The organism is Nostoc sp. MS1, assembly GCF_019976755.1.
GTDB lineage: Bacteria > Cyanobacteriota > Cyanobacteriia > Cyanobacteriales > Nostocaceae > Trichormus.
Genome location: NZ_AP023442.1, coordinates 131,452 through 146,716 on the forward strand (window position 1 = coordinate 131,452; position 15,265 = coordinate 146,716).

At 38.0% G+C, this 15,265-nt stretch carries 21 protein-coding genes and 2 pseudogenes; 18 read left to right on the forward strand and 5 right to left on the reverse strand.

The annotated features are described in order from the left end of the window. Positions 1-532 precede the first annotated feature (532 nt). Positions 533-787, forward strand: coding sequence for a hypothetical protein (locus tag NSMS1_RS31410; protein ID WP_067776594.1), 255 nt, complete (start codon positions 533-535; stop codon positions 785-787). Then, positions 784-1,191 (forward strand): type II toxin-antitoxin system tRNA(fMet)-specific endonuclease VapC, encoded by a 408-nt coding sequence (gene vapC / locus NSMS1_RS31415; RefSeq protein WP_224095669.1) that lies wholly within the window; start codon positions 784-786, stop codon positions 1,189-1,191. The genes NSMS1_RS31410 and vapC overlap by 4 nt, the downstream gene beginning before the upstream one ends. 152 nt (positions 1,192-1,343) lie before the next feature. Here vapC and NSMS1_RS31420 read toward each other — a convergent pair whose 3' ends face one another. Further along, entirely contained in the window at positions 1,344-1,931 is a 588-nt protein-coding gene (locus tag NSMS1_RS31420; protein WP_224095670.1) for an HAD family hydrolase, read from the reverse strand. A 182-nt stretch (positions 1,932-2,113) separates the two neighbouring features. Between NSMS1_RS31420 and NSMS1_RS31425 the strand changes: the two genes are divergently transcribed. The 12 genes and pseudogenes from NSMS1_RS31425 to NSMS1_RS31480 all read left to right on the forward strand — a co-directional run. Next, positions 2,114-2,335 carry a hypothetical protein gene (locus tag NSMS1_RS31425; protein ID WP_224095671.1) on the forward strand — a complete coding sequence of 74 codons (222 nt, stop codon included), beginning with the start codon at positions 2,114-2,116 and terminating at the stop codon, positions 2,333-2,335. 160 nt (positions 2,336-2,495) lie between these two features. Continuing rightward, entirely contained in the window at positions 2,496-2,885 is a 390-nt protein-coding gene (locus NSMS1_RS31430) for a hypothetical protein (protein WP_224095672.1), read from the forward strand. Positions 2,886-2,949: 64 nt separating this feature from the next. Continuing rightward, entirely contained in the window at positions 2,950-3,456 is a 507-nt protein-coding gene (locus NSMS1_RS31435; RefSeq protein ID WP_224095673.1) for a hypothetical protein, read from the forward strand. A gap of 278 nt (positions 3,457-3,734) precedes the next feature. Next, entirely contained in the window at positions 3,735-4,121 is a 387-nt protein-coding gene (locus NSMS1_RS31440; protein WP_224095674.1) for a hypothetical protein, read from the forward strand. Positions 4,122-4,547: 426 nt separating this feature from the next. Continuing rightward, positions 4,548-4,709 carry a ribbon-helix-helix protein, CopG family gene (locus tag NSMS1_RS31445; protein WP_224095675.1) on the forward strand — a complete coding sequence of 54 codons (162 nt, stop codon included), beginning with the start codon at positions 4,548-4,550 and terminating at the stop codon, positions 4,707-4,709. Between the two features lie 47 nt (positions 4,710-4,756). Then, on the forward strand, positions 4,757-5,149 hold the full coding sequence (locus tag NSMS1_RS31450; protein WP_224095676.1) for a hypothetical protein: 393 nt from the start codon (positions 4,757-4,759) through the stop codon (positions 5,147-5,149). A 116-nt stretch (positions 5,150-5,265) separates the two neighbouring features. Further along, positions 5,266-6,012, forward strand: a complete 747-nt coding sequence (locus NSMS1_RS31455; RefSeq protein ID WP_224095677.1) for a thermonuclease family protein — start codon at positions 5,266-5,268, stop codon at positions 6,010-6,012. Positions 6,013-6,139: 127 nt separating this feature from the next. Then, positions 6,140-6,613 (forward strand): hypothetical protein, encoded by a 474-nt coding sequence (locus NSMS1_RS31460; RefSeq protein WP_224095678.1) that lies wholly within the window; start codon positions 6,140-6,142, stop codon positions 6,611-6,613. Between the two features lie 120 nt (positions 6,614-6,733). Continuing rightward, positions 6,734-7,345, forward strand: a complete 612-nt coding sequence (locus tag NSMS1_RS31465; protein ID WP_224095679.1) for a hypothetical protein — start codon at positions 6,734-6,736, stop codon at positions 7,343-7,345. Between the two features lie 156 nt (positions 7,346-7,501). Beyond that, on the forward strand, positions 7,502-7,903 hold the full coding sequence (locus tag NSMS1_RS31470) for a thermonuclease family protein (protein WP_224095680.1): 402 nt from the start codon (positions 7,502-7,504) through the stop codon (positions 7,901-7,903). Positions 7,904-7,969: 66 nt separating this feature from the next. After that, complete coding sequence (locus NSMS1_RS31475; RefSeq protein WP_224095681.1) at positions 7,970-8,185, forward strand: hypothetical protein; 216 nt, start codon at positions 7,970-7,972, stop codon at positions 8,183-8,185. A 363-nt stretch (positions 8,186-8,548) separates the two neighbouring features. After that, positions 8,549-8,845, forward strand: a pseudogene (locus NSMS1_RS31480) (transposase); the annotation flags it as partial. A gap of 214 nt (positions 8,846-9,059) precedes the next feature. On the opposite strand, the gene NSMS1_RS31485 reads toward NSMS1_RS31480, so the two are convergent. Both NSMS1_RS31485 and NSMS1_RS31490 read right to left on the reverse strand, forming a co-directional pair. Then, positions 9,060-9,431 carry a hypothetical protein gene (locus tag NSMS1_RS31485; RefSeq protein ID WP_224095682.1) on the reverse strand — a complete coding sequence of 124 codons (372 nt, stop codon included), beginning with the start codon at positions 9,429-9,431 and terminating at the stop codon, positions 9,060-9,062. 197 nt (positions 9,432-9,628) lie between these two features. Then, positions 9,629-9,991: a VOC family protein gene (locus NSMS1_RS31490; RefSeq protein ID WP_224095683.1), complete on the reverse strand. Its 363-nt coding sequence runs from the start codon at positions 9,989-9,991 to the stop codon at positions 9,629-9,631. Between the two features lie 624 nt (positions 9,992-10,615). Here NSMS1_RS31490 and NSMS1_RS31495 point away from each other — a divergent pair. Continuing rightward, entirely contained in the window at positions 10,616-12,106 is a 1,491-nt protein-coding gene (locus NSMS1_RS31495; RefSeq protein ID WP_224095587.1) for an ISLre2 family transposase, read from the forward strand. A 274-nt stretch (positions 12,107-12,380) separates the two neighbouring features. Next, on the forward strand, positions 12,381-12,692 hold the full coding sequence (locus NSMS1_RS31500; RefSeq protein WP_224095684.1) for a hypothetical protein: 312 nt from the start codon (positions 12,381-12,383) through the stop codon (positions 12,690-12,692). A 208-nt stretch (positions 12,693-12,900) separates the two neighbouring features. Here NSMS1_RS31500 and NSMS1_RS31505 read toward each other — a convergent pair. Both NSMS1_RS31505 and NSMS1_RS31510 read right to left on the reverse strand, forming a co-directional pair. Next, positions 12,901-13,239: pseudogene (locus tag NSMS1_RS31505) on the reverse strand (antibiotic biosynthesis monooxygenase); the annotation flags it as partial. Between the two features lie 3 nt (positions 13,240-13,242). Further along, positions 13,243-13,989: an SDR family oxidoreductase gene (locus NSMS1_RS31510; protein WP_224095685.1), complete on the reverse strand. Its 747-nt coding sequence runs from the start codon at positions 13,987-13,989 to the stop codon at positions 13,243-13,245. A gap of 85 nt (positions 13,990-14,074) precedes the next feature. Here NSMS1_RS31510 and NSMS1_RS31515 point away from each other — a divergent pair, with 85 nt between their 5' ends. Further along, a complete protein-coding gene (locus NSMS1_RS31515; RefSeq protein ID WP_224095686.1) occupies positions 14,075-14,992 on the forward strand; it encodes a LysR family transcriptional regulator in 918 nt (305 codons plus the stop codon). Further along, positions 14,950-15,261 carry a hypothetical protein gene (locus NSMS1_RS31520; RefSeq protein ID WP_263432603.1) on the forward strand — a complete coding sequence of 104 codons (312 nt, stop codon included), beginning with the start codon at positions 14,950-14,952 and terminating at the stop codon, positions 15,259-15,261. Before NSMS1_RS31515 ends, NSMS1_RS31520 begins: the two co-directional genes overlap by 43 nt. Positions 15,262-15,265 lie beyond the last annotated feature (4 nt).

Here is a 15,265-nt window from a genome sequence, read left to right on the forward strand (position 1 = left end):
AAAAGTTTTATTTTTAGATGTGGTAAAAAATGCCGAGCAAGACACACTAATTTAGTCGAAAATTTTAAACTTTCGGTCAAAATATAATTCAAAATGTCCACAATATGGTTCAAAAATATGTTTCGCCAAAAATTGAGTGATAAAGCGATCGCCTGAAATCTGAATTTTTATTTCTCTCTCATTACGGTACGGTACAAATGAACTATTTGACTATGTTCCTTGCTGTAATTAAGTTTTGAGTTTTTTGAACTCCATTTATAGCTTTGAACTATATGTTGTCCTAGTACAGAGTGAAGTATTTCGTGACCGTTTGGCTAAATTATCGTTCAAATCACACAACTTTAACTAGAGGACGTAGTTTTAACATAGATGTATTTTTGAGAAAACACTTTTATAACCTGATTGTTCGTTGAAGTGTCCGTATTTGACTGATGTAGAGTAGAAACTGTTGAGTGTGATGAAGAAAGAATACGGCATTATAGATGAGATAGCACGTAATGTTTAATTAACTAACAAGTGAGAGAAAGCAGTAATGCAGAGTATTAAGTTATGTTCTCATGTTGGGGCTGATGGCATTTTGCACCTTGAGATTCCTGTTGGCATAACAGACAAGGAAATGGAAGTTGTGGTGATTTATCAACAAGTAGAACCATCAACGCCAGCAAAGACACCCCAGGAATTAGGATGGCCGCCAGGATTTTTTGAGCAGACAGCCGGTTCGTTAGCGGATGATCCCATCCAAAGATATCCCCAAGGTGAATATGACACGAGGGAGCAGTTTGAGTGAGATATTTGTTAGATACTAATGCCTGCATTGTTTATCTGAACCGTCCTATGTCTGGTGTCAGGCAAAGGCTAGAGTCGTTATCACCAGCAGATATAGCTGTTTGTTCGGTTGTCAAAGCCGAACTGTTTTATGGTTCAATGCGAAGCAATAATCCTACTCGGACTCTAGCATTACAAGAAGTGTTTTTAAATAATTTTGTCTCCTTACCTTTCGACGATAGAGCAGCAAGGATTTTTGGTACTATCCGGGCAGAGTTAGCATCCCTTGGTTCACCAATTGGCCCTTATGACTTGCAGATTGCGGCGATCGCAGTTGTGAATAACTTAACATTAGTCACACATAACACAAGAGAATTTAGTCGTGTTAGTGGACTGGTGATTGAAGATTGGGAGCAACAGCAATGATATTCCCTGTGGTTCCAGTCATAGGTATGGTTTTATGTTTTGTTCATGAACTTGTGCATGAAGGTGTTGCTGTTGTTCAAGGACGAAAGTATTGACAAAGTGTCCCTAGAATGCACATATCTTTGCGGATACCCAACAAGTGCATATCTTGTTTAGATTGTGGGGACAAATGAATAAACACTCAAGCTCTGCATCTTGGCTTGATCAGCAGCTTCAATACCTGCTTGAGAATCTTCAATTACTAAGCATTTACATGGTGCAATTCTCATCCTGTCGGCAACCAATAAAAAAGGTTCTGGATTTGGCTTGCCTAACTGAACATCTTCACCAGTGATAATTTCTTCAAAATATTCAGATAAATTTAGACTGCGAATAACGTAATTAACAGAAGTAGCTGAACCACTGGAGACAACTGCAAGACGGTAACAACAACTCAGTAAGGGAACTAAACGAGCTGAGGCTAATGGGCGTAGTTGCTCCGAAGAAATTAAGTCAAACATAATTTCCTTCTTGCGCTGATGCAATTGAAGCAAGTCACCACTGTAGTTTTGTCCATCCAGTAATTTTTTTAATGTTTCACTGGCTTTACCACCAGAACAGCTATAGAAAAAGTCGCGCTCTAATGTTAGCCCAACTTCGTTGAATGCTCGTTTATAAGCTTCATAATGCAAAGGCATTGTATCAGCTAATACCCCATCGCAGTCAAAAATCACTGCTTCAATATTGTTGTTAAATTCCATAGTTTTCTCAAGTTGTTCAAAAATAGTGAACAATATCTTTTTTGCAATCAAGTCTCATGAATAGCTTGGTTTTTAGCAGCATTATTGATTGATGAAGTTGATTTTACCTCAAGTTAAGACATAGTTTAACAACTTACACGAAGCACTAACCAAGGAAATTCAGTCCCCAGGAATGTGAGCAGATGCGCTCTGTGTGCGATGGCGCAGAGCGCCCAGCTTCGCGCTATCGCATTTTACGGGTGAAGGCGATCGCCCAAATCATTAAACCACCCAAGATGATCGCCAGTCCGCCTGATATTGGCTATTGGATTAATACTAGCTGCGTTGGTGTTAAGCCTTGCGCTAAGATTCGATTTACTAGCAAGCTGTTAGAAAAGCCTCTGCTACGGGAAAACTTAAAATAAGATCCTGTGCTGAAAAATCTCATGGTAATTCGTCAGCCGAATGCTACAAATTACAAGATTACGCAGCAGGAATGGCAACGTGTTCATGAGTTAAAGGGATTGTAGACAAACTTGTTATTCTTTATTACTTAACAATTTCTGAAAAATTTATAAAAATGATATGTTAAATCAATTACTTACAGTTGATGATTACAAACAAGCTTTCACAGCTATCAGAAGTCAAATGACTGATGGCCATAAGTTAATGCTTAAAGCTCACTACAATGCTCCTGCACAAACCATTACTGCCACAGGGTTAGCGCAAGCGGCTGGGTATGAAAATTATAATGGTGCAAATCTGCAATACGCCAGGATCGGAGAACTGCTTGCAAATCATTTAGGCTACTTGCCACCTGAGCGTGAAGACAATGGTAAACCGTTCTGGTCAGGGGTATTAGCTTCTGGATACTGGAAGAATTTGGAAGGTAGCAAAAATAATTCTCAACGAGAATGGCAATGGCAGTTACACCCACAGGTTGCCCAAGCTTTAGAAGAACTAGCCTGGGTCTGAAGCAAAAATAACATCCTTGAATTTACTTACCTCAAATGTGGCTACAAAATAATCTTGCAAAAACATGACCACAACAAATTCATTTGCGATTCTTGCGCCCGTTCCAGAGATGCACCTGCTTTCAGCGATGGAGGTAATGGCTCAATTAGCGGGTGAGCAAGGTGATGAAAAACCTAAGATTGCTTTTGGCAGTATGGATTTTGAGCTATTTCGCAAAATTGATGAGTCTAGAACGGGTAAGAATGTCAAAGTATTAATTTACGCTTCACACTCAGATGCAGAACAACCCTTTTACTCGCAAGCGTCTTGGGAGGCTGTATATATTGGTCATGTAAATTCCCGCAATGGTAGATATCCAGGGAAAGCCAAGTTTCGTCCACCATCTACAGCCAGCGATAAGCCAACCTGGGCTGTTTTTTGGGAGGTGCAAGATTTGAAACCAATCGCTTGTCCTGTTCAAGTTGGTTCACTGATAGGTTTAGGTAAAAAGTCTGAGTACAATTCTCGCTTTGTGCCTGAAAGACCGTTGTTGATTGAATATCCCTTAGATATTTCTTGTGGAATTAGATAGGATTGGTCGAAACCGTTACTAGATTTGAAAGGTTAATTGAATAATTCCGTATTTATTTATTTTTTAAAATGACAAAGCGAAATATATTAGATGGCGTGGGGTCAAAGTCTCGTTGGCCTACTTGGTTGCCCTACCCTAGCTGCTGGTTAAAATCATTTGTTCTAATGCTATTCCTACGAGTAATTATGTTTGTAGCTGAAAATTTAGTTAGATTCGGATACAATTTTGCTAAATTTACCAGTAGTTTAGAGTTACTTGTTATATTTGCGTTAATAACTGTGCTGTCGCCAATCGCAGTTATTTCTTTTACTCATCATTACTTACATTTGCTGCTGGGACGTTTTTTGGCTGAAATTCAAGCGCCAGAGGTAGGCGATGTTAAAGGATTACTCCCGAAATTGATGAGTTGGTGGGAAGGACTGTATGGTTGGCTTGTCATTACCTTATCCACATTAGTAGCTGCTTTACTCTTCACGTTTATTTCGCCTATATTTCATTTGAGTTATACGGAACCTCTAAAGGTTTATACACAATTTCAAGAGCAGATAATAGTAGTGTTTGGTATTTTATGGTTAATTACAGGAGCGCTGATATATCAGATTGATTACTTAGTTAAGGGGCGCTTGATATCTGTATATTCTAATAAGGCAAAATCACCAATATAAATTTATTGGTTAGCCTCATCTATTTTGGAACATCGTGCTTAGAATTAGTAGCGATGGCGCAGAGCGCCCAGCAGATCTGATCGCCAACATCAGCGAATTAGGCTATTACACATTACTTTAGTAACGAGTACCACAAGCGATTTCAAATTTTCTTTAGCTACACGGCTGTTAAGGGGGCAGTTAACGTGTATTTCTACTGAATGCTTAATTACAGAAAGATTGTGGACTTATACTCCATTCATAGTTTTTGCTCTTAAATTACTTAAGCTTCATAATCTGGCATTTATCTAAGCACTTCATTACAGGTTTAAAAATAAGTGCAGTTTCTTGATAGCTTCTTAAATCTAAATTCATTGAATCTATCGTGGTAGCAACAGTTTAGATGATTGATATTAGAGAAGTAATCTCAAACAAAGCTTTTTATCAGTGAATAAGAAATGGGCTGTAAAACGGCTGACAATCAATCTGACAGCAAGTGAAGCTGAAAAGTTAGAAAAATACTGTTCAAGCACAGGACGACCAGCAACAGATGTAATTCGAGAGTTGATCCGTTCTTTGGCGACTGAAGAAACACCGAACGCAGATTGAAAGTTTGAAGGAATAATTAGGTCTAGCTTAATTTATTTACATTATCTATGGGATTAATTGTTTTATTTATTTTAATTATTTGGGCAATTGTAAATTTTGTAGGCTTATGCTCAGTTGTCATATCCATGATTCAGTGTCGGAGTGTACCAGGATACCGGAATATCGCAATTATAGGAGGAGTTCTCATTCCCGCAACACTTTTATTTTTAACCTTTTTGGATATTTCAAGCAATAAACCTGCTCCTAGCCCAACCTACGATATTCAGCTAATGGCAACTATCGTCTGGTCTAAAACATTTTTAGTTTGCTTTTTAGGCGCTTGTGTAACTGCGGTTATTAGCTTTCTTAAACCCTATGCTATTCGCCGTTATTCAGCACTCGCTTGGGGTTTCCTGATTACATCCCTTTGTGCTTGTGCATTTGTATTTGTAAAATTTTGATGGTAAGAATTTTAAATTAGAGCAATAGCTTTGAATAAAAACTTGTGAGTGAGATCGCACTCATAGCTGAATTACTCGAATAAAATTAAATATCTCAGTATAAAAAACACAGACAAATGAACTTACTCGAACTAATTTTAGTGCTAGGTACAGTAATTGGGATTGTAGATGGACAAACGATTGAGGTTAAGGATAATGCTGGGCAAAAAATTACAGTCACTTTAGCGTGCATAAATGTACTAAAAGCAACTGACCGAGGTTATCTAGCAACAACACAAAGACTAAAACAGCTACTACCACTTCAAAGCTCCATAGTGATTAGAAGTACAGAACAACATGGAACTGAGCGTACAGTTGGTGAAGTGTATGCGAACAATCGCTCAGTAAATTTGCTTTTGGTAGAGTCAGGTAATGCTGTTGTAGATCGAGAAACTATACAAGATTGCTCCGAGAACAAAACCCAATATTTAATTGCACAAGCGAATGCTAAAAATAAACATTTGGGATTGTGGCAGCAATCAGATAACAATGTAAATCCATCAAAAACATTTACTTTGCGTGGAAAATTAATTTATGAACAAATTCCTGCTGTGATGTCAGCTAGAGCTTACCGGGGAGAGGAATTTTTCTTACTTGCTAACACTGCAAACCAAAGTCGGTTGGTTTTACGTCCATCTAATCAAGTTTCTCGGACTCAACTGCAATCGTTTCATAACCAAATTGTTGAGATGACAGTGGTATATGTTGAAGGGACTCGCCCAACGCTTGCCCAAAGTGCTTGCCCCATTGATGTTGATGGTCAATGTATGTCTCAAGGTGCTGGTTATCAAGTTTTATCTATAGTGCGATTGAAGTCCCACTAGTTAAGTGATTGCCATCTGATATTAAGTCAGGATAACTTGTTCAACAAGCTATTAGTAGGGGAAAAATTAAAACAATACCTTTGCACTCGGAATTAGACTTCAGTTATCCTCAAAATGCTTAAAGTTTATGAAAATACTACCCCACGATGAGTTTACAATTGTGACATCTGACTCACTGCCGATCATCTTGGAAAGGCTGAGTGCAAACATTGAGCCACCAAAAGCATTTAGATTTTCTACAAAACACGCCCTTTATCAAGGAAGCATAGGTTCGGAAAGTTTTCAAATTAGCCGTATAATCCATTACCGTAATTCATTTTTACCAACAATTCGAGGTCGATTTGAAGTACAATCTCATCAAACTTTGATTCATGTACAAATGAGCCTAAATCCTTTTGTGATGGGATTTTTAGGACTTTGGCTTTTATTTTGGTATAGTGCAGTTGTTCCTATAAGCTTAACAGGTGCAATGCCTCATCAAATGGCTGCATTATTTCTATGTATGCCGATGTTAATGCTAGTCATCTTCTGTATAGCTTTTTGGTCAGAAGCGAATCGCAGCCGTACTGAATTGACAAAAATTGTTCATGGGCAACTATAGAGCAGATGTGATTTTTTCGGTTTGATTTGAATCACAGATGCAGTAGTAAATGAAGGTTATTATTAATACATGAAAGTCAAGATTTATATAAAAGAATAAAATAAATTTTCCAATAATAATATGACGACTACTATTAACAATTTATTTCACCCAATTTTTTTACAATGGCTTGAATCAGGTATAACACCTGAGTCTGCGATAGAAGGAGTTGCTCCTGAATTTGCCAATTTGCTGCAAGTTCAGGCTGAACAATTTACATTTGATTCGCTGTTTCATAATGACCAGATGCCTGACTGGGCATGGAATGTCATTGAGTTTAATGAAGTTTTCGATGGACAGTTTTTCTTTTATTTACCAATTACATGGTCTGAAAGCCGACAACAAGGGCTAAATGTCGTTTTTGGTGATACTAAATCCATACGGCAATCAATTTTCCTGACTAAAAAGTCTTTATGGCAACCAAGTATCAGCAAATTTTTACAAGGAGTTAAAGTTGTAGCATTTGCTTATTACCCCTTGCACAAACCGAATTACGATCAATGGGTTTTTGTAACAGAAGACAACGAGACTGGAACTATGTGGACGTTTGCTGTATACAGTTCTGGAGATTATCTTGTGGCGGTTAAGGCAGATGCACCTACAACTTCTGAACTCAATCAACAATTGACTTCAGTGATTAATTCTAATCCTTGGTATGGCTGGATTGAATCGGCTACAAAACAGTTAAGGTAAATTAAATCGTTGAATCAAAGCGTAGACGTGCAAGCGGCTTGTCTCAGCATTGCTAGATAGAACTCGTCACAATATATCTCTTTGACTGATCCAAATCACACGACAGTAAGATAATACAAGTTATCCTTGATACAAACAAAATTCATTCCTACTTAAATGAATAAAGCACCTATTCTTGCAGCATTACTAGTGCTGTTCTCTGGAGTGCCAACTGTAGCACAGACCAACTTACCGAGTATGACAGTGGTGAGTGTAGGCGATGGAGATACACTACGAGTCCGCAATCAGCAAGGCCAAACAATAACCATTCGCCTGGGCTGTGTTGACGCACCAGAAATGAAACAAACTCCGTGGGGGCAGCAGTCTAGAACTCGTCTTAGTCAATTACTGCCAGTGGGTCAGTCTGTGCAAGTTCGCCAAATTGAGCGTGATAAATACAAAAGGCTTGTAGCTGAGGTGTTTGTGAACAATCGCTCTGTCAACCTGACAATGGTGCAAGAGGGACAAGCTGTGGTTTACAGGCAATATCTTCAAGGATGTGCCAATACCAAAGACTAATTCCTCCAGGCTGAGGCTAATGCAAAGCAACAGAAACTGGGCTTTTGGAAGCAATCGCAGCCCGTAATGCCTTGGGATTTTAGGCGAGGGAAGAAAGATACTGCACCTACTACGGAGCGATCGCAGCAACAACAGTGCGATCCTTCCTACCCAGATTTTTGCATTCCGCCGAACTCGCCAGATTTGAATTGTCGTGATATTCCTTACCGCAGATTTAGAGTGAATCAGCCAGATCCACATGGGTTCGACAGGGACAGGGATGGGATTGGGTGCGAACGGTAAATATTCAAAACTAGATGGTTTTCGGTAATGGCCTGCTGCTTCGGAAAATGGGTAATAAAATGGTGTTATTGCTTTTTTCTTTTAATTAATGCAAAAGCATTGCAGCTAAAAACTGTTTCATAAAATGCTGATTGCTATATTAATAAAAAAACTGTGTAAAAGGTTAATAAAACAGTTAAACTAGCTTTATTGTCTAGTTATTATTTAACTATGTATTAATGTTATTAAGTTGTAACTATATTTTTCTTTGTTTATCTCTGACTAATATTAATTTATCTCTTTGCTTTCAGGAACAAGCTGTAATAGATAATAAGCTGTAAAAATAAAAATTTGCAAAAATATGGATTTCATCAACCAAGCACTCAATTTAGAGTAATCGTCCAGGATAACGGCCCGATTCATCGGTGTAAAGAAGTACAGCAATTATGGTCAAAGTGGGAAGACATGGGTTTGTACATCTTCTTTCTACCCAAATATTGCTCAGAAATGAACCCGATTGAATTGGAATGGCAACATCTCAAAAAAGATGAACTAGCCGCGAAAACTTTTGAGGATGAGTTAGACCTTTCCTATGCCGTCATTGATGGAGTCCAAACGAGAGGAGAAAAAGGAAATTACAGTACGCAACGTGTAAGATTTAACTCTAATTCTTCTGCTTAATTCTTTGTTACATAGTTAGGAATTTTCTCCACGACTTACTTATTTAGAGTTATCTCGACAGGGGATAGCTCTACATATATTATCGCTCAAATATAGACTATGAACATAAAATTAAGCACATAAATTCAATTAAATTAATTAAATCTAAAAATATTCTGCACATGAGCGCCTGTGAGTTTTCTTAAAGAAAACTTATATGCGATCGCTAATTGTCCTAATTTCCTGCTAAGAAAGCTTGAAACAAGTCTGATATTTTCGTCTTGAGTGCTGCAACTGCTTGTTCTAAAGTTTCACAAGGGTCTGTATTCACTAAGTGGGCATCACCTACATCAGCACTTGACCACAGATAGCTATGTAGCCCTATCGTTAAACATCCTTGCCATTTATCTTCATGATTAGTATCAAGTGTGATAAAAAACCGCCGTGGCATTATTAGTTCTTCTGTTTTGATTTCCAACTCTCCCCATACTGAGAAACCAAAATACTCCTCGTTGTTTTCATTGTTATATTCCCAGTCAGTAAAGTTGGGAAAAGCAGTTTTGACTCGCTCTAAAACTTGTTGAATTTCAGGTTGTGTTAGTATCATGGCACTTATCCTCTAAGAATTTATGCCCCACCAATACAATACACCCGAAGAATGAACACGGCTGCTGTATTTGCCGATGACACGGGTAATTAACCAACTAATTATGGCTTGCGTAGGCGCAGCATCGTCTTAGACATCGCTTCTCTGAATTTACCAGCCGTCTTGAGAAAGATTTGAGTACGATAAGCTGAGTTTCATTAATCACGGGTCAAAAGTTCCAAGTTATGACCATTTGGATCATAAAAATAAAACCCACGCCCTCCTTTTCTATTGTTGATCTCTCCTGGATTGTGGTGCATCGGGTCGCTACTATATTCCAGACCAGCTTGTTTGATTCTCACAAAGATAGTATCAAATTCTTCATCGCTGACATGAAAAGCGTAATGATGAGACTCAAATGTTTCTCTGTCATCAAAATCTAGTGTGAGTGTGTCATTAACGCGCACAGCAGCGAAATGTTTGACAGGCTCAACTTTTAAACCAAAAATTTGTGCAAAAAACTGTGCAGATGCTTCTTTATCATGAGCAGGAACTATAGTGTGATTCAGAGAGATTGTCATAATTTTGGGCATCCGAAATTTTTCAAGGTTTAACTCTAGAATGCCTTGTAAAATTTTGTTTTGACCTCCTCATTTTGATAGGAATTGCTAAATAATTCTGAGTTGTGAGTTGCGCTCGCCTGGGCTTAAAGTAGAGTGTATAGCTGCTTTGAACTTACCCGCCCGTTTAAGACAGTCTTACAGCATGATTGTTAGAGGAAACCCAAGCGTAAGTGATAGCTTTAACTCTCAAAACGCTCATGTCTAATAAAGCTGTTCCTTAAACCCTGCTTTAATAAATGATCATCTTCAGATAATGTCCGCATATTAACTAGTGAGCAATAAAACCTCTGTATTAGTTTTCCAATTTTTTAGAGAGAGAAAATGAAGAAGTTTACCAGTTTGATGATTGTCGGAGCAATATTGTCGAGGGAGCAACGCGATTTGGTGAGGTGGGATCAAAAACCAGCGATCGCTAACAACTTTCTTCAGTACTAAAAAATATTTCTTATATTAGAAGCCGTATTAATACGTAAGCTATCAACCAATTTCAAGTCTGGTGATGTGTGCAAAAATTTATAAAGGTCAAAAACAAGGTAGGATTCCGGTTAAGTAATCTTTCCAGAGTTTTAACGTCTACCTTTTATGGCAAAAAATATAAGTGCAACTCTTGATTTAAACAAGTCAGTTAAAAGTTTTCACTTACAGGTCACAAAACTTTTAGAATTTACAAATATCACAGAGTGGGATGGAAAAAAGCTGAGAGAACGAGAAAAAGAAATTAGAGAACAGGCAATGATTTTAGCAGGTCAATGTATAGCTGTTTTATTATATAATCTTTCCGTATCCCCAAAAATCCTAAACTATTCTGTTAGTCAAACACAGGGATGGAGAAATTTAAATACACAAAAACATGGTTCTAAAAAGCGAAAAATAGTAACAATTGGAAACGTCGAAGTAACTTTAACTTTACCTTATGTACTTGAACGGAATCCCACAAGTAAAGAATCTGATAATCCTCTGCTCAATGAGCCAAAAATAAAAACTTCAAATCAAGGATTTTGTCCGTTTTTAAAGTGGCTAGGGATGTCTGAAGGTATTACCCCTCTAGTCTGGTCAATAATCGCAAAATATGGTGCGATCGCTAGTTCTTTCGATGCAGCACGTTCGACGCTAACGGATTGGGGAATAAATGTTAGTTTAAAACGAATCGAACGCCTGACTTACCTTTTTGGTGAAATTGGTATTAATCTACGCCAATCAAAAATATTAAATCTGGAGATGAACCACTTATCTAATAGTAATGTTCTCAAAGGCCAACGAGTTGTAATCGCTGTAGATGGTGGAAGAACTAAAATTAGGTTTAATAAAAAAGGTAGACGCAGTAAGAAAACAAACCGTCATGGCTTTGTTGGTGAATGGATGGAGCCAAAGTTACTAACAATTTATGTAGTAAATGAAGAAGGTAAAAAAATTAGGACATCGACAATACCTATTACGAATGATGGCACATATTCAGGTTATAAAGAATTCCTCAAAATTTTAGAGATGTATTTAGTAAATTTGGGTATAAGTGAAGCCAAGCAGGTGTTATTGATTGCTGATGGTGCAGAGTGGATATGGATACACATTCCTCTTTTACTAAAAAAATTAAAATGCCCACTTGAAACTTATCAATTATTAGACTTTTATCACGCAGCATCACATTTACAAGATTTTGCTGATGCCGCTTTTAGTACAGATAATGAGCGTCAATCCTGGTTTAAAAAATCTCGGAAAATTTTAAAGAAAGGTCAGGCACTAGATTTAATGAGAAATATGGGTGAATTTATTTCCGAGGCAACAGGAGAGCGCTGTAAAATTATGGTAAGAGAGCGAAATTATATTTTAAAAGCGTATAGAAGGAGGCTTTTAAAATATAACGAAGTTGCAGCTCGAAAATTACCTCTCGGTAGTGGTGCAGTTGAAAGTTTAATTCGTCAAGTTGTTAATTTACGCATGAAAGGAAACAGTAAGTTTTGGTTACAAAATAATGCAGAAATTATGTTACATCTGCGTTGTCAATGGATAGCTAAAAGTTGGGATAATTTTTGTGATTCTATCTTTAATTCTTTTATCAAACCCCAAACTGGTTGATAAATTTTATACTTTAATTCTGCCTTCAATTTATTTTCTGCCGTAATTGATACTAAGTATCAAAGACTTGTTGCAGAGATTTTTGGAAATAATCCTCAAATGACTTGCTAGCAATCTTTTTGAGATATCTCATCAAGATGATTTTTCGTGTAAATCAATATTTTATTTGTAAATAAAATCACTATTAAATTAAGTATGATTTTTAGCGATCGCTTGATTTTGATCCGACTTCACAAAATCGCGTTGCTCCCTATTGTCGATGAGTGCGCCGGCATTGGCCCAAAGTCGCGCTGTTAATATCAGTATTGGCAGTATTGGTGGTGGATTAGATAATGCTGCTTTGCGAACAGTTCGCCAACTTATCGGGTTTGCAGTTGGTACTGGTACTGTTGATAAATTCATTGTCTATAGTCCCAGGAATGGTTCTCCTATTCCCATCGAAGGAGGTTTGTCTGCTTGTGCTGAAGCTGGCTTCGGAATAACTGATGAGAGATTTAATGCTTTTGTTCAGCAATTGCGTTCAATTACACCCCGCTCAGGAACTTTTTTAAATGTAGAACTTGCTGCAAGCTGTAGACTCAACTAAAAATTCTGGTACTTAATCCTCCTCAAATGCAATGTTCCATTAACTGATGTCGATCTAGCATCTTTGGAAGAATTGCTGTTCAATGCAGAGGCTATTGAAAGCCAAGAGGGGTTTGAGGAAGTCTACGGGAAGATTTTAAGTTGGATTGTCCAGAGATTCCACTATTTTTTCAAAAATGGAATCTCTAAATTTTAACCTAAAAAATTTCTCAGGATTTTGCGTATAGCCAAGAGCTAAACAGACGAGTCACCCTCGGCATAACAACATAGGTCAGCAGCGCAACCATAGTAACGGAAATAATGAATGAAATCATCAAAGGAGGTAAGGAGCCAAGCAAGGGTGCTAAAAGTTTATTCAACAAGTTAATCAAGACATAAACAACCACCCAAGTGAGTAATGCTGTTTTATAGCGAGGTGGAGTCTTGAGTGGTTGACCTGGAAGGGAAAACCATGCTTCTAAAGCACTCAGTTGTTGAACATGAGGTTCAGATTGAACCAAATGTTGAGATTGAGACAGCCAATATTGGCGATCGCTTGACTCCATAAAAACCTACCACTGTAATTGAATTGGGCCACCAAACTTCCGCATCTCAGCAAAAAATTGTCCTTGCGCTCCACCATTTGGTAAGGTTGCTAAATAGAAAGCAGTTTCGGCTCCTTCTTCGGCTGTAAACGGTGCATCATCGCCTCCCATATCGGTTTTCATCCAACCAGGAGAATAAGCATTAACGAGGATATTATCACCCTGGAGTTCTTTTGCCAGAAGCACAGTTAGCCCGTTTATCCCAATTTTAGAAAGTCTATAGGAAGGAGCTAGTGGGTAATAATCGCTGGTAATGCTGCTTAAAGATGCCATTTCCGTAGAAACATTGACAATACGACCATAGTTATTAATTTTCATCAAAGGTATTAAAGCTTGAGAAATTCTCAGCACTGCTATAACGTTAGTATTAAATGTGGCTTGTAGTGTTTCCAGTTGCACAGTCAACAAGCTAGATTCTTCTGGCTTGGCTGTAGGATTAATGCCAGCATTATTCACTAAAACATCTACCTTGCCGTAAGTTTGTCCTAGCCAGTGCGTAAACTCTAATACGCTAGTATCACTGGTTACATCTAATAAATGATAATTGACATCAAGCCCTTCACTTGATAATTGCTTTTTAGCAGCAAGACCATCTGTTTCATTCCGGCTCGTCAGCACGACATGAATGCCAATTTGAGATAATTTGCGAGAAATAGCAAGTCCTAATCCGCGATTGCTACCTGTAACTACAGCAATCTTTGTTTGATTTGTCATATTGATAAATTTTAAACAGCTTTCAGTCTTACTTTACTGAGATGTTATAAATTAATCAAATTGATTGAAATAATGTAGTTTATCGATGGGATTAATAGACTTGTCTGCCATTGATCTGAATCTGCTTGTTGCCTTTGAAGTGCTTTTTGAAGAAAAAAGCGTTACAGCCTCTGCAACACGTCTGTATTTAGGGCAACCAGCTATGAGTGCAGCATTGGGAAGATTACGTACACTATTTAAAGATGATTTATTTATCCGAATTGGTAGAGAAATGCAACCTACAGCAAAAGCGATCTTAATTGCTCCGGGGATCAAGGCCGCTTTACAACAAATTCGGCAGACATTAGAATCTAACCAAACATTTGACGCAACGACTTCTAAAAGCACTTTGACAATTGGCAGTTCAGATTACACCAGCTGTATCGTTATGCCCAAGCTTTTAAAAGTTTGTCATCAAATCGCACCAAACATTGATTTTCGATTGATTGGTTTTAACAAAGACTCTGTAGGAGAATTACTAGAGCAACGAGAGATTGATCTAGCCTTGGGTGTTTTCCAAAATCCACCCAGGCAAACAATGCAGATGCCTTTATTTTCCGAACACTTTGTTGGCATTTGTCGTCGAGGGCATCCTGTAATTACTCAGGATGATATTTCACCAGAAATTTTCGCTAATCTTCTCCATGCACTTTTTACTATCAGACAGGATGAAGTTGGTGAAATTGACAAGGTGCTGTCTCAGTACAATCAAAAGCGTCGCGTTGTTTTGACGACTCCCCATTTACTAATACTACCAGCAATTATTTCATCGAGTGACTTAGTTGCTGCTGTTCCATCACGATTGGTAGCACCCAAGGTCTATCAAGACACATTAGAGATTTTTGAACTTCCTATACAAACACAACCGTGGATGATTTCGATGCTGTGGAGCAAACTCACAGACCAAGATCAGTCAAATTGTTGGTTAAGACAGATGCTCAAGAACGTTTGTCAAGAAATTTAACATATCGGCAGTATTTACAAGGTTGTGCCAACACTAAAGAACAATTCCTCCAGGCTGAGGCTAATGCCAAACAACAGAAGGTGGGCTTTTGGAAGCAATCGCAGCTGACAATGCCTTGGGATTTTAGGCGGGGAAGAAAGATACTCCGCCTACTAAAGTGCGATCGCCACAACAACAGCAGTGCGATCTTTCCTACCCAGACTTCTGCATTCCACCCAATGCAGCAGACTTGGACTGTCCTGATATTCCTTACCGCAGATTTAGGGTGAATCA

Bases quoted from the DNA above. Each gene is read 5' to 3' on its own strand.
- NSMS1_RS31455 (WP_224095677.1), top strand. From the start codon at position 5,266: ATGAACTTACTCGAACTAATTTTAGTGCTAGGTACAGTAATTGGGATT.
- NSMS1_RS31410 (WP_067776594.1), top strand. From the start codon at position 533: ATGCAGAGTATTAAGTTATGTTCTCATGTTGGGGCTGATGGCATTTTG.
- NSMS1_RS31450 (WP_224095676.1), top strand. From the start codon at position 4,757: ATGGGATTAATTGTTTTATTTATTTTAATTATTTGGGCAATTGTAAAT.
- NSMS1_RS31420 (WP_224095670.1), bottom strand. From the start codon at position 1,931: ATGGAATTTAACAACAATATTGAAGCAGTGATTTTTGACTGCGATGGG.
- NSMS1_RS31495 (WP_224095587.1), top strand. From the start codon at position 10,616: ATGGCAAAAAATATAAGTGCAACTCTTGATTTAAACAAGTCAGTTAAA.
- NSMS1_RS31510 (WP_224095685.1), bottom strand. From the start codon at position 13,989: ATGACAAATCAAACAAAGATTGCTGTAGTTACAGGTAGCAATCGCGGA.
- NSMS1_RS31465 (WP_224095679.1), top strand. From the start codon at position 6,734: ATGACGACTACTATTAACAATTTATTTCACCCAATTTTTTTACAATGG.
- NSMS1_RS31430 (WP_224095672.1), top strand. From the start codon at position 2,496: ATGTTAAATCAATTACTTACAGTTGATGATTACAAACAAGCTTTCACA.
- NSMS1_RS31490 (WP_224095683.1), bottom strand. From the start codon at position 9,991: ATGACAATCTCTCTGAATCACACTATAGTTCCTGCTCATGATAAAGAA.
- NSMS1_RS31475 (WP_224095681.1), top strand. From the start codon at position 7,970: ATGCCTTGGGATTTTAGGCGAGGGAAGAAAGATACTGCACCTACTACG.
- NSMS1_RS31515 (WP_224095686.1), top strand. From the start codon at position 14,075: ATGGGATTAATAGACTTGTCTGCCATTGATCTGAATCTGCTTGTTGCC.
- NSMS1_RS31470 (WP_224095680.1), top strand. From the start codon at position 7,502: ATGAATAAAGCACCTATTCTTGCAGCATTACTAGTGCTGTTCTCTGGA.
- NSMS1_RS31485 (WP_224095682.1), bottom strand. From the start codon at position 9,431: ATGATACTAACACAACCTGAAATTCAACAAGTTTTAGAGCGAGTCAAA.
- NSMS1_RS31435 (WP_224095673.1), top strand. From the start codon at position 2,950: ATGACCACAACAAATTCATTTGCGATTCTTGCGCCCGTTCCAGAGATG.
- NSMS1_RS31425 (WP_224095671.1), top strand. From the start codon at position 2,114: ATGCGCTCTGTGTGCGATGGCGCAGAGCGCCCAGCTTCGCGCTATCGC.
- NSMS1_RS31460 (WP_224095678.1), top strand. From the start codon at position 6,140: ATGAAAATACTACCCCACGATGAGTTTACAATTGTGACATCTGACTCA.